The sequence below is a fragment of the Methylobacterium sp. C33D genome (assembly GCF_053345825.1).
This window is the reverse complement of sequence record NZ_JBKFAV010000016.1, coordinates 65483-78295: the sequence shown is the minus strand read 5'-3', so window position 1 is coordinate 78295 and position 12813 is coordinate 65483. Positions and strand designations below refer to the sequence as shown.

General features: G+C 72.4%; 12 protein-coding genes. 5 read left to right on the top strand and 7 right to left on the bottom strand.

Annotated features, from left to right (window positions below; translation table 11 throughout):
• Positions 1-6: 6 nt before the first annotated feature.
• Both ACLBXO_RS14780 and ACLBXO_RS14775 read right to left on the bottom strand, forming a co-directional pair.
• Entirely contained in the window at positions 7-1068 is a 1062-nt protein-coding gene (locus ACLBXO_RS14780; protein WP_447685798.1) for an SDR family oxidoreductase, read from the bottom strand.
• 349 nt (positions 1069-1417) lie between these two features.
• Positions 1418-2752, bottom strand: a complete 1335-nt coding sequence (locus ACLBXO_RS14775) for an aminotransferase class III-fold pyridoxal phosphate-dependent enzyme (protein ID WP_447685797.1) — start codon at positions 2750-2752, stop codon at positions 1418-1420.
• A 167-nt stretch (positions 2753-2919) separates the two neighbouring features.
• Between ACLBXO_RS14775 and ACLBXO_RS14770 the strand changes: the two genes are divergently transcribed.
• The 3 genes from ACLBXO_RS14770 (at position 2920) to ACLBXO_RS14760 (ending at position 5182) form a co-directional block, all read left to right on the top strand.
• Positions 2920-3480: a cupin domain-containing protein gene (locus ACLBXO_RS14770; protein WP_012318079.1), complete on the top strand. Its 561-nt coding sequence runs from the start codon at positions 2920-2922 to the stop codon at positions 3478-3480.
• Between the two features lie 116 nt (positions 3481-3596).
• Positions 3597-4916 (top strand): MFS transporter, encoded by a 1320-nt coding sequence (locus ACLBXO_RS14765; RefSeq protein WP_331314056.1) that lies wholly within the window; start codon positions 3597-3599, stop codon positions 4914-4916.
• 68 nt (positions 4917-4984) lie between these two features.
• Positions 4985-5182 (top strand): hypothetical protein, encoded by a 198-nt coding sequence (locus tag ACLBXO_RS14760; RefSeq protein WP_091682246.1) that lies wholly within the window; start codon positions 4985-4987, stop codon positions 5180-5182.
• A gap of 22 nt (positions 5183-5204) precedes the next feature.
• Here the strand turns inward: ACLBXO_RS14760 and ACLBXO_RS14755 are convergent, their stop codons facing one another.
• From ACLBXO_RS14755 to ACLBXO_RS14745, 3 genes are all read right to left on the bottom strand, one after another.
• Complete coding sequence (locus tag ACLBXO_RS14755; RefSeq protein ID WP_447685796.1) at positions 5205-6074, bottom strand: amidohydrolase family protein; 870 nt, start codon at positions 6072-6074, stop codon at positions 5205-5207.
• Between the two features lie 2 nt (positions 6075-6076).
• Positions 6077-7381: an MFS transporter gene (locus ACLBXO_RS14750; RefSeq protein ID WP_447685795.1), complete on the bottom strand. Its 1305-nt coding sequence runs from the start codon at positions 7379-7381 to the stop codon at positions 6077-6079.
• 139 nt (positions 7382-7520) lie between these two features.
• Positions 7521-8048, bottom strand: coding sequence for a hypothetical protein (locus ACLBXO_RS14745; protein WP_331314052.1), 528 nt, complete (start codon positions 8046-8048; stop codon positions 7521-7523).
• A gap of 213 nt (positions 8049-8261) precedes the next feature.
• Between ACLBXO_RS14745 and ACLBXO_RS14740 the strand changes: the two genes are divergently transcribed.
• Positions 8262-9014, top strand: coding sequence for a phosphodiester glycosidase family protein (locus ACLBXO_RS14740; protein ID WP_447685794.1), 753 nt, complete (start codon positions 8262-8264; stop codon positions 9012-9014).
• A gap of 9 nt (positions 9015-9023) precedes the next feature.
• Here ACLBXO_RS14740 and ACLBXO_RS14735 read toward each other — a convergent pair whose 3' ends face one another.
• On the bottom strand, positions 9024-10142 hold the full coding sequence (locus ACLBXO_RS14735) for an NADH:flavin oxidoreductase/NADH oxidase (RefSeq protein WP_447685793.1): 1119 nt from the start codon (positions 10140-10142) through the stop codon (positions 9024-9026).
• A 186-nt stretch (positions 10143-10328) separates the two neighbouring features.
• On the opposite strand from ACLBXO_RS14735, the gene ACLBXO_RS14730 reads away from it, so the two are divergent.
• The gene (locus ACLBXO_RS14730) at positions 10329-10796 is read left to right on the top strand and encodes a hypothetical protein (RefSeq protein WP_419539328.1); all 468 of its coding nucleotides are present in this window, start codon (positions 10329-10331) and stop codon (positions 10794-10796) included.
• Between the two features lie 48 nt (positions 10797-10844).
• Here the strand turns inward: ACLBXO_RS14730 and ACLBXO_RS14725 are convergent, their stop codons facing one another.
• On the bottom strand, positions 10845-12773 hold the full coding sequence (locus tag ACLBXO_RS14725) for a propionyl-CoA synthetase (RefSeq protein ID WP_447685792.1): 1929 nt from the start codon (positions 12771-12773) through the stop codon (positions 10845-10847).
• Positions 12774-12813 lie beyond the last annotated feature (40 nt).

Here is a 12813-nt window from a genome sequence, read left to right as displayed (position 1 = left end):
CCGCCGTCAGGGGATCAGCCGGTCCGCGCGGAGCTGGGCGAACAGGTCGTAGAACGCGTCGTCGGTCGGCTGGTAGGCGGTGAAGCCCAGCCGCCGGCTCTTGCTCATGTCGGTGACGACCTCGATCGGCCGGCCGAGATCGGCATCCGTGTGCCAGGGCGAGGCCAGCTTCTCGAGGTTCGGCTCGGCCAGACCGTAGCGCTGCGCGATCCCGGCCCAGGCCGGGCCGTCCTGCGCCATCCGGGGCTCGAGCGGCCGGTGCGTGCCGTCGAACGGCACCGCCTCGATCCCGAACCAGTCGGCGATCCGGCCCCACATCCAGCTCCAGCGGAAGACGTCGCCGTCGACGACGTTGAACGCCTCGTTGGCGGCCTTGGGCTCGGTCGACGCCCAGAGCAGCTGGCGGGCGAGGAGCCGCGCGTCGGTCATGTCGGTCAGCCCGTTCCACTGCGCGGCCGAGCCCGGGAAGACGAAGGGCCGCCCCAGCTCCCGGCACAGGGTGGCGTAGCAGGCGAGCGTCGTGCCCATGTTCATGGCGTTGCCCACCGCCTTGCCGATGATCGTGTGCGGGCGGTGCACGCTCCAGGTGAAGCCGTCGCGTTCGGCGGCCGCGAACACGGCGTCCTCCTGCGCGTAGTAGAAGTTCTCGATGTCGAGGCGGCCCTGGTCCTCGCGGAACGGCGTCTGCGGGAGCTTGCCTTTGCCGTAGGCCTCGAACGGGCCGAGATAGTGCTTCAGCCCGGTCACCAGGGCGACGTGGCGGACGCTCCTCTTCGACCGGAGCGCGTCGAGCAGGTTCTCGACCATCGCCCGGTTGACGCGGATCATCTCCGCCTCGGTCGGGCGCCGCTGCCAGGTCGCCAGGAACACGTGGCTCGGTGCGAGGTCGGCCAGGGCCGTCTCCAGGGAGGCCGGATCCTGCAGGTCGCCGGCCACCGGCTCGACGCCGTCCTGCTGCACCGGATGGCGCGCCAAGCCCGCGACCCGCCAGCCCTCTCGATGGAGCAGCGCCGCCGTGGCGCTGCCGACGATCCCGCTGGCGCCGACGATCAGGGCGGTGTTCGACATGGAAACCCTCGTGCCCGGCCCAAATCCGGGTCCCGGGCAGATGGGCACGGGCGGTGTCGCGACAACCCCGCCGTGTGGGACAGGCACCTATGCGGAGGGCTCCAGGCGCGGTTTCGAAAGGTCGAGGCCCGCCCCTGTTAAGGTGATTTCGGGCCGGCGGGATACCGACCAGACGCGCTCTCCTCCCCCTTGTGGGGAGGAGTTGGAGGTGGGGGTGGCGCAGAAGGCACCGTTGCGCTCAATCCTGAACCACCCCCAACCCCTGCCCCTCCCCACAAGGGGGAGGGGAAATGCGCGTTCATCATAAGCAGCTTAGGGCTCGCCCCTTGGAAACGCGGATCGAGAGTTTTCAGGCGACGCGGTCGATCGCGGCGCCCAGGATGTCCACGATCTCGCCGATCTGGCCGCGCTCGATGATCAGCGGCGGCGACAGCGCGATGATGTCGCCGGTCACCCGGGTGAGCAGGCCGCGCTCGAAGCAGTCGACGAACACGTCGTAGGCGCGCTTGCCCGGCGCGTCCGGCCGCGGCGCCAGCTCGACGCCGGCGACGAGGCCGATGGTGCGGATGTCGACGACGTTTTTGCGCCCGCGCAGGTCGTGGATCGCCGCCGCCCAGTCGTCGGCGATGTCGGCGACGCGGGTGAGCAGCCCCTCCTCCCGGTAGATGTCGAGCGTCGCGAGGCCGGCCGCGCAGGCGATCGGGTGCCCGGAATAGGTGTAGCCGTGGAAGAGCTCGATCCCGTCCGGCCCCTGCATCAGCGCGTCGTGGACCGCGCGGCTCGCGAAGACCGCGCCCATCGGCACCGTGCCGTTGGTCAGGCCCTTGGCGCTGGTCACGAGGTCGGGGACGACGCCGAAGAAGTCGGTCGCGAACGGCGCACCCAGGCGGCCGAACCCGGAGATGACCTCGTCGAAGATCAGCAGGATGCCGTGCTTCGTGCAGATCTCGCGCAGGCGCTCGAGATAGCCCTTCGGCGGGATCAGCACGCCGGTCGAGCCCGCCACCGGCTCGACGATGCAGGCCGCGATCGTCTCGGCCCCGTGCAGCGCCACGAGCCGCTCCAGGTCCTCGGCGAGTTCCGCCCCGTGCTCGGGCTGGCCCTTCACGAAGGCGTTGCGGGCCGGGTCGTGGGTGTGGCGCAGGTGGTCGGTGCCGTTGAGCTGCGGGAAGACCCGCCGGTTCGACACGATGCCGCCGACCGACAGGCCGCCGAAGCCGACGCCGTGATAGCCGCGCTCGCGGCCGACGAGCCGGGTCCGCGTCCCCTGCCCGATCGCCCGCTGGTAGGCCAGCGCGATCTTGAGGGCGGTGTCGACCGATTCCGAGCCGGAATTGGTGAAGAACACCCGGTCGAGGCGCTTGTCCGGCCCGCCCGGAGCGATCTCGGCCAGCCGCTCGGCGAACTCGAAGGCGACGGGGTGGCCCATCTGGAAGGTCGGGGCGAAGTCGAGGGTCGCGAGCTGGCGCTCCACGGCCGCCGCGATGCCCCGCCGCCCGTGGCCGGCGTTGACGCACCAGAGCCCCGCGGAGCCGTCGAGGACCTTGCGGCCGTCGTCGGCGGTGTAGTGCATGCCCTCGGCCGACACGAGCAGGCGCGGCGCCGCCTTGAACTGGCGGTTGGCCGTGAACGGCATCCAGAAGGCGTCCATCGCGGGCGTGTTGCGGAGCGGATGGTCGGTCATGGGGCGGTTCTCCGGGGCGGGCGGCGCGGATCGAGCGGCGGGACCAGGGGACACCTTCGCCGATCGGGCAACAAGTCCTTTTCTGGTCGCCGCCAACCCCTTGCAGGACCGGGGCCACGGGTGGCACCGTTGCGGAATCCGCAACACCTGAAACGGGGTCCGGCCGGATGAGCATCGATGTCGGCGCGCGGCTGCGCTTCGTGCGCGCCCGCCACGGCCTGTCGCAGCGGACGCTCGCCAAGCGCGCCGGCGTGACGAACTCCGCGATCTCGCTGATCGAGGCGAACCGGGTGAACCCGTCGGTCGGCGCGCTGAAGCGGATCCTCGACGGGGTGCCGATCGGCATGGCCGAGTTCTTCGCCCTGGAGCCGGAGCCGGAGCGCAAGGCGTTCTTCGCCGCCGAGGAACTCACCGAGATCGGCCGCCGGGCCGCCAAGGGGGCGATCTCGTACCGGCAGGTCGGCGACAGCCTGTTCGGGCGCAAGCTCCAGATCCTCAAGGAGCGCTACGAGCCGGGCGCCGATACCGGCCGGGTGCCGCTCTCCCACGAGGGCGAGGAGGGCGGGATCGTCCTCTCCGGCCGCCTGGAGGTGACGGTGGACGCCGAGCGCCGGATCCTCGGCCCCGGCGACGCCTACAGCTTCGACAGCCGCCGCCCGCACCGGTTCCGCTGCGTCGGGCCCAACCCCTGCGAAGTGGTGAGCGCCTGCACGCCGCCGAGCTTCTGAGGCGGAGCGCGACTTTCGGATGAAACACCCCGCCTGTCGCGTGCGGGCGTTGCGGTCGGCCGGCCGACTGGCGCATGCAGGGCGGCGCTTGAATTCATAATGCCGCGCGAGGATCGATGGCCGTCACCACAGCCGCCCCGGCCGCCGGGCCCGGACAGAACCAGTCGGCGCGCGCGGCGCTGGCGGCCTTCGTGGGCACCACGATCGAGTGGTACGACTTCTTCATCTACGGCACCGCGGCGGCCCTGGTGTTCGGGCCGCTCTTCTTCACGACCGAGTCCCCCTACATCGCGACGCTCTCGGCCTTCGGCACCTTCGCGGTCGGCTTCCTCGCCCGGCCGCTCGGCGGCCTGATCTTCGGGCATCTCGGCGACCGGTTCGGGCGCAAGCGCGCCCTGGTGGCGACGCTCGTGATGATGGGCATCGCGACCTCCGGCATCGGCCTGCTGCCGACCTACGCTTCGATCGGGATCTGGGCGCCGGTGATGCTGGTGGTCCTGCGGCTGATCCAGGGGCTCGCGGTCGGCGGCGAGTGGGGCGGCGCCGTGCTGATGGCGGCCGAGCACGCGCCGGCCGGGCGCAACACCTTCTTCGCCTCCTTCGCTCAGCTCGGCAGCCCCGCCGGGCAGATCCTGTCGCTGCTGGCCTTCCGGCTCGCGGGCCTCCTCGACAAGGAGAGCTTCCTGGCCTGGGGCTGGCGGCTGCCGTTCCTCGTCAGCATCCTGCTGCTCGGCGTCGGGCTCGCGATCCGCCTCGGCGTCGCGGAATCCCCGGCCTTCGAGAAGGCCCGGGCCGCCGGCGGGCCGCCGCCGGCGCCCGTGCGCGAGGTGCTGACGACCTGCCTGAAGCCGGTGCTGCTGGCGGCGGGCGCCAACACCTTCGCGATCGCCTCGGTCTACCTGTTCAACACCTTCATGATCGCGTTCACCACGCAGTATCTCGGCATCGCGCGGGCGACGATCCTCGACGCCCTGCTGATCGCCGCCGTGGTCCAGCTGGTGATGACCCCGGTGGGGGCCCGGATCGCCGAGGTGATCCGCAACGAGCGGCTGTTCCTCCAGGGGACGCTGGTCTGGGCGATGCTGGCCCCCTACCCGCTGTTCTGGCTGGTCGAGACCAAGTCGGTGCCGCTGATCGTGCTGGGCCTCGCCCTGAACGTCATCGGCAGCGCGACCTTCTACGCGGTGATCGCCGGCTACCTCGCGGGCGCCTTCCCGACGCGGGTGCGCTACACGGCGATCTCCATCGCCTACCAGTTCTGCGGCGCGCTCGCCGGCGGTCTCACCCCGATCGTCGGCACCGTGCTGGCCGAGCGGTTCCAGGGCCACTGGTGGCCGATCGCGGTGTTCGGCACGGCGCTGGCCGGCGTGTCGTTCCTGTGCGTCACGGCGATCGGCGGCTACCGGGCCCGGCAGCGGGGCTTCCTCGACGGGTGAGCGCGACCGGTCAAAGGCGCCGGATCCGGGTAACGCCAGATTCAGACCGGTGGTCCAGGATCGGCGACATGGATTCGATCGCCGCAGCCGCCGTCCAGATGCTGGGTTCGTCCCAGAACCAGCAGATCGGCATCGCCGTCGCCAAGCAGCAGCTGTCGGCCGACAAGGCCGTCGCCGGGCTGGTGGCGGACAGCGCCGCCCAGGCGGCGAGCGCCGGCCCGCCGGCCCCTCCCGGACAGGGCCAGAGCGTCGACCTGCGGGTCTGACCGGGGCGCGCCCCGCGCGCGCCTACCCGAAGCCGTAGAGCCGCCGCGGGTTGTCGACGAACACCATCCGGCGCCTGTTCGCGTCCGGCACCCAGTCGGCCATCAGGTCGAGGAGCTCCCGCGTCCGCGGCGGCCCGTCCCAGGCGGCCACGTGCGGCCAGTCCGAGCCCCAGAGGCAGCGCTCCGGCGCGGCGTCGTTGAGCGCCCGGGCTAAGGGGATCGTGTCGGCGTAGGGCGGCCCGGTCACGGAATCCCGGAAGGCGCCCGAGAGCTTCACCCAGTTGCCGTCGGCGACGAGGCCGAGCAGCGCCCGGAACCCCGGATGGTCCACGCCCGCCGAGGTCGGCATGTGCCCCATATGGTCGAAGACCAGTGGCACGGGCAGCCGCGCGAGGCGGCCGGCGATCGGCGGCAGCTCGCGCGCATCGAGCAGGAACTGGAGGTGCCAGCCCATCTCGCGGGCGAGCGCCCCGTAGGCCTCGACCGCGTCGAGGCCGACCCCGCCGCCGAACAGGACGTTGAGGCGCAGGCCGACGATTCCGGCCTCCTTCAGCGCGGCGAGCTCGGCGTCGGGCAGGCCGAGCGGGATCACCGCGACGCCGCGCAGGCGCTGCCGGTGGGCGCGCAGCGTCTCGACCATCAGCCGGTTGTCGGTGCCGTGCACGCTGACCTGGATCAGCACGCCGTTGGCCATGCCGGTCCCGTCGAGCATCGCGAGGTACCGCTCGGCCGGCGCCGCCGGCGGCGTGTAGCTCCGGTCCGCCACCAGGGGATAGTCCGGCGGCAGGCCGATGACGTGGGCGTGCGTGTCGACCGCGCCCTCGGGCACGGCGTAGCGGGTCGGGCCTTGCGGATGCGGGTCCGGGGCGGGGCAGTCTCGGATCTCGGACATGGTCAGGAATCCGCGTGGAGGACCTTGCCGCGCGTCTCGGGCAGCGCGAAGGCCGCGAGGAAGAAGATCCCGTAGGCGACGGCCGCGAAGATCGCGATGGCGGAGGCGAGGCCGGCGCGCTCCGCGAGGTAGCCGACCAGCGCCGGGAACAGCGCGCCGACGCCGCGGCCGAAATTGTAGCAGAACCCCTGCCCCGAGCCGCGCAGGCGCGTCGGGTACAGTTCGGTCAGGAACGCGCCCATGCCGGAGAAGTAGCCGGAGGCGAAGAAGCCCAGCGGGAAGCCCAGCACCCACAGCACGCCGTTCGACAGCGGGATCTGCGTGTAGGCGACGATCACCGCGATGGCGCCCAGCGAGAAGATCAGGAAGAGCGGCCGCCGGCCGAGCCGGTCGGCGAGCCACGCGCCCACGAGGTAGCCGGTGAACGAGCCGATGATCAGGGCCGCGAGGTAGCCGGTGGAGGACACGATCGACAGGTGGCGCTCGGTGGTCAGGAAGCGCGGCACCCAGGTGGTGATCGCGTAGTAGCCGCCCTGGCAGCCCGCCGCCGCCAGCGAGGCGAGCAGCGTGGTCTTGAGGGTCGGGCCGGAGAAGATCTCCCAGATCTGCGGCCGGTCGCCCGTGGCGGCGGCCCGGGCGCGGGACTCGGCGGCGACCTCCGGCTCCTTCACGTAGCGGCGCAGGTAGAAGACCAGCAGCGCCGGCAGGGCGCCCACCGCGAACATCCAGCGCCACGCGGTCTCGGGCGGCAGGACCGAGAACAGCACCGCCTGCGACAGGACCGCGAGGCCCCAGCCGATCGCCCAGCCCGACTGGACCGAGCCCACCGCCCGGCCGCGATACTCGGCCCGGATCGTCTCGCCGATCAGCACCGCGCCGGCCGCCCACTCGCCGCCGAAGCCGAGGCCGAGCAGCGCCCGCGCGATCAGCAGCTGCTCGAAGTTCTGCACGAAGGCGCAGAGGAGGGAGAAGACCGAGAACCAGAGGATCGTGATCTGCAGGGTCAGCACCCGGCCGATCCGGTCGGCCACGAAGCCCGCGAGCCAGCCGCCGAGCGCCGAGGCCAGCAGCGTCACCGTGGCGGCGAGTCCGGCCGTGCCGGCATCGACGTGCCACAGGGCCATGATCGTCCCGATCACCAGCGGGTAGATCATGAAGTCCATGCCGTCGAGGCACCAGCCGGCGGCGCACGCCCAGAAGGTGTGCCGCTCCGGCGGCGTCATCGATCGGTAGAACGCGGTGAGGCTGGCGTCGCGGATCTCGACCGCGTCCACGCCCGCGCGCCCCTGTCCGGCTGCTGAACTCATCACCGCCTCCCGCCGTCCGATACCAGTATCGGCATCCCGGTCAGAGCTGTCCAACGATGCGGCGGGTCACGCAAGGAACAGGAAAGGAAAAGGCCGCCCGGAGGCGGCCTGTCCCGTTCTTTTCGCGGTCGGGCGAGGCTCAGTAGCAGCGCTCGACAAGCACCCGGCGGTAGCCGTAGGGCGTCCAGCGCACCCGCGGGACCGTGTAGCAGCCGCCGCCGTAGCCGTACCCGTAATCGTAGGCTGCCGGGGCGTAGTAGCCGCCGTAGCCGTAGCCCGGGTAGCCGTACCCGTAGCCGCCGTAGAGGCTGCCGGCCGCGAGGCCGAGCCCGACGCCGAGGCCCAGGCCGCCGAGGCCGTAGCCGTAACCGCCGCGGTAGCCGTAGCCGCCGCGCCAGCCGTAGCCCCGGCCGTAGAAGCCGCGACCGTAGCCGAAACCGCCCGGACGGAAGCCGGCGCCGCGGAAGCCGCCGCCGAAGCCGCCGTTGCGGAACCCGCCGAAGCCGCCGCCGCGGAAGCCGCCGCCGAACCCGCCCCCGTGGAAGCCGCCGCCGAATCCGCCGCCGTGGAAGCCGCCACCGCCGAAGCCGCGCGCGTCCGCGCTGGCCGGCGCCAAGGCCAGAGCACCCGCCGCCAGCAGGGCCGAGCCGAGCACTGCACCCTTCATCACGTCATCTCCGTGGAAAAACGCCCTCTGCGGCTAAGAACGTCCGAATCGGCAAAACGGTCCAGCCCCGCCCGCGGCGCGCGGCCGCGCGCCGCGCCCGGGCGCGGCCGGACGCCGCTCGGACACGAAATTCGCCGCTTTCCAGAGCGAAGGGCGCGCCGGACGCGCTCCGCCGTCCCCGACTCGCCGTCCCCGAGCTGCCTGGAACGAATGATGATGCTGCGACCGGCTCACGCCCTGTTGATCACGCTGCTCGCCCTCGCGGCGCCGGCCCGGGCGGCCGCTCCGGCGGCCGCCACCGAGCCCTGCCGGGCGGTCGAGGCGCAGGGTGAGACCTTCACGGTCTGCACCATCGACCTCCGGAAGCAGCGGCTGCGGCTCTTCTGGCTCCAGGACGACGGCAAGCCCTACGGCGCCCTCGGCACCCTCGCCGAGAAGCAGGGCGGCCGCCTGGCCTTCGCGATGAACGCCGGCATGTACGACAAGGACCAGGCGCCGGTCGGCCTCTACGTCGAGGACGGGCACGAGCTGAGGCGCGTGTCCACGACCGACGGGCCGGGCAATTTCCACCTGAAGCCCAACGGGATCTTCTGGGTGAAGGGCGAGCGCGCCGGGGTGGTCGACACGGCCCGCTACCTGCGGGCGAAGATCCGGCCGGATTTCGCCACGCAGTCCGGGCCGATGCTGGTGATCGACGGCCAGATCCATCCGAAGATCGCCGCCGACGGGCCGAGCCAGAAGATCCGCAACGGCGTCGGCGTGCCCGGCGACGGGCACGTGGCGATCTTCGCGATCTCCGAGCGCCCGGTGACCTTCGGGGCCTTCGCGCGGCTGTTCCGCGACGATCTCGGCTGCCGCAACGCCCTGTTCCTCGACGGCTCGGTCTCCAGCCTCTACGCGCCGAATCTCGGCCGCGCCGACATCAGCCGCCCGCTCGGGCCGCTGGTCGGCGCGCTGCCGCGGTGAGGGGCGCGCTCAGCGCTGGCCGAAGGCCGTGTCCTTGAACAGGTCCTTGTACTCCCGCGGCTGCGAGCGCCAGTACTGCTTGGGGGCCCGCACCCGGGCGCCGAGTTCGGCGGCGGCGTGCCAGGGCCAGCGCGGATCGTACAGCATGGCGCGGGCGAGCGAGATCGCGTCCGCCTTGCCCTCCAGCAGGATCGTCTCCGCCTGCTGGGCCTCGGTGATCAGCCCGACCGCGATGGTGGTCAGCCCGGTCTCGGCCTTGATCCGCTCGGCGTAGGGCACCTGGTATCCCGGCCCGAGCCTGATCGCCTGCTTCGGCGACACGCCGCCCGTCGAGACGTGCAGTGCCGGCGATCCGGCGCGCTTCAGGGCCTGGGCCAGCTCCACCGTCTCGTCGAGATCCCAGCCGTCCTCGACCCAGTCGGTGGCCGAGACCCGCAGCCAGACCGGGCTGCCGGCGGGCACGACATCCCGCACGGCGTCGTAGACCTCCAGCGGGAAGCGCATGCGGTTCGCGAGGCTGCCGCCGTATTCATCTGTCCGCTTGTTGGCGATCGGCGACAGGAACTGGTGCAGCAGGTAGCCGTGGGCGCCGTGCAGCTCGACCGCCTCGATGCCGAGGCGCACCGCCCGCTTGGCGGTGGCCACGAACTGGTCGCGGACGCGCTTCAGGTCGGCGGCGTCGAGGGCGTGGGGCGGGACTTCGCCCTCCCCGTGCGCGACCGCCGAGGGCGCCTCGGTGCGCCAGCCGTAGGCGTGCTCCGGCGGGATCTGCTGGCCGCCGGCCCAGGGGGCCTCGCTCGAGGCCTTGCGCCCGGCATGGGCGATCTGGATGCAGACCGGGATCGGCGCGTACTCCCGCACGGCGTCGAGCACCCGGCCCAGCGCCCGCTCGCAGCCGTCGTTGTAGAGTCCGAGATCCCAGGCGGTGATCCGCGCCTCCGGCGAGACCGCGGTGGCCTCCAGGGTCAGCAGGCCGGCCCCCGACATGGCGAGCTGACCGAGATGCATCATGTGCCAGTCGGTCGCCTCGCCGTCCCGCGCCGAGTACTGGCACATCGGGGCGATCAGGATGCGGTTCTCGAGGGTGAGCGCGTCGAGCGTCAGCGGTTCGAACAGGCGAGCGGTCATCGGCAACTCCTGGTGGAAGGACCACTCTGGCCCAGGACGGGCGTCGCGGCCAGTGCGGTGCGGCAGAGCACCCCTGCGGTCGGGCGTTGCGGAACTCGCGGATGTGGCCGCCCGTTTCCTGGCCTGTCGCCGCATCGCGGCAATCGACGCGAACCGCCTGAGGGGGCGAGATCGCCCGAGGTCCAGATGATGCTCACCAGACTCGCCGTCCCGCTCGCCCTGGCCACCGGCTGCGCCGCCCTCGCCGCCTCGGCGCAGGCGCAGCCCGCCGCCTTCGGCGGACCCAAGATGCTGATCCACGGCAATTACTGCGGGCCGGGCAACAACGCGCCCCTCCCGCCGATCGACGCCCTCGACGCGGCCTGCGCGCGCCACGACGCCTGCACGCCGCAGGGTGGCCTGCCCTCGCAGGCCTGCAACCTGCGCCTCCAGCAGGAGGCAACGCTGATCTCGCGCGATCCGCGTCAGCCGGAGGACGTCCGGTCCATGGCCGGCCTCGTGGCGGCCACCGCGACCCTGATCCCGTCGGAGCCGAACGCCCGGCGCGTGCCGGCCTCGGTCGTCGCGGGATCCGCCTCGAGCGCCTACGCGCCCGCCGTGTCGCAGCCGACGGTCGACGCCGACAGCGACGACGACGGCCCCGACGTCGACTGAGGCGGATCGGGACGTCTCCCGCCCGATCGGCGCGGACCCGCGGCCTCCTCACCGGGCCGCGCCGATCCCCCGGTCCTTCAGGCTGTCGCCGATCTCCTCGAGCGCCGCCGCGTCGTCGATCGTCGCCGGCATCGTCCAGGGCTCGTGATCGGCGATGCGCTTCATGGTCGCCCGCAGGATCTTGCCCGACCGGGTCTTGGGCAGCCGCGGCACGGTGAGCGCCAGCTTGAAGGCTGCCACCGGGCCGATCTCGTCCCGGACCTTCGCCACGAGCTCCCGCTCGATCGTCTCGGTCGACCGGGCGACGCCGGCCTTCAGCACCACGAACCCGCAGGGCACCTCCCCCTTGAGCGCGTCGCGGATGCCGATGACCGCGCACTCGGCCACGTCCGGGTGGCTCGCCAGCACCGCCTCCATGCCGCCGGTGGACAGCCGGTGGCCCGCCACGTTGATGATGTCGTCGGTCCGTCCCAGGACCGTGATGTAGCCGTCGGCGTCGATGACCCCGGCATCCGAGGTGTCGTAGTAGCCCGGGAAGGTGGCGAGGTAGCTCGACCGCATCCGGTCGTCCGAACCCCAGAGCGTCGGCAGGCAGCCGGGCGGGAGCGGCAGGCGGATCGCGATCGTGCCCATTGTCCCTGCCGGAACCGGCTTGCCGCCCTCGTCCAGGACTTCGACCTCGTAACCCGGCATCGGCACGCAGGTGCTGCCGTGCTTAACCGGCAGGAGGCCGAGGCCCATCGGGTTGCCGGCGATCGGCCAGCCGGTCTCGGTCTGCCACCAATGGTCGACCACCGGCCGGCCCAGCACGCGCTCGGCCCAGGCGACCGAGTCCGGATCGGCGCGCTCGCCCGCCAGGAACAGGCTGCGGAAGGCCGAGAGGTCGTAGTCCGCGATCCGGGTGCCGGCGGAATCCTCCTTCTTGATCGCCCGCAGGGCCGTCGGCGCGGTGAACAGGCACACGACGCCGTACTCGGCGACGACCCGCCAGAAGGCGCCGGCATCCGGCGTGCCCACCGGCTTGCCCTCGTAGAGGACCGTGGTGCAGCCGTGCAGGAGCGGCGCGTAGACGATGTAGGAGTGGCCGACCACCCAGCCGATGTCGGAGGCGCAGAAGTAGGTCTCGCCGGGCTGGACGCCGTAGAGGTTCGGCATCGACCAGGCGAGGGCGACGAGGTAGCCGCCGGTGTCGCGGACAACGCCCTTCGGCTTCCCGGTCGTCCCGGAGGTGTACAGGATGTAGAGCGGGTCGGTGGCGGCGACCGGCACGCACCCCGCGCTCCGCCCCGCCGCCCGGGCCGCCGCCACGGTCTCGCCCCAGTCGCGATCCCGTCCCGCGACGAGGGTCGCGGGCCCTTGCGGGCGCTGGAGGATCAGGCAGGCCTCCGGCTTGTGCCGCGAGGCCGCGATCGCTGCGTCGAGGAGCGGCTTGTAGGCGACCACGCGGTTCGGCTCGATGCCGCAGGAGGCGGCGAGCACCACCTTCGGCGCCGCGTCCTCGATCCGCACCGCCAGCTCGTTGGCGGCGAAGCCGCCGAACACCACCGAATGGACCGCGCCGAGCCGCGCGCAGGCCAGCATGCCGAACAGCGCCTCGGGCACCATCGGCATGTACAGGATCACCCGATCGCCCTTGCCGACGCCGAGGTCGGCCAGCACCCCGGCCAGCACCGCCACCTCGTCGCGCAGCGCCCGGTAGGTGATGCTGCGCTTGGTCCCGGTCACGGGCGAGTCGTAGCGGATCGCCACCTGCTCCGCCCGGGCCCCGTCGGCGTGGCGGTCCACCGCGTTGTGGCAGGCGTTCAGGCTGCCGTCCGGGAACCAACGGCCGTAGGGGCCTGAATCCGGCGCGAAGGCGCGCTCCGGCGCGCGTGCCCAGTCGAGGGCCTGCGCCGCCCCGAGCCAGAACGCCTCGGGGTCGCGGCGGGCCGATTCGTAGATTTCCGGGTAGCGGCCCGGCAGGCTGGCTCTCGTCATTGGTCCGGCGTTTCCTCGCGGGCCGCTCTCCGGCGGCCGT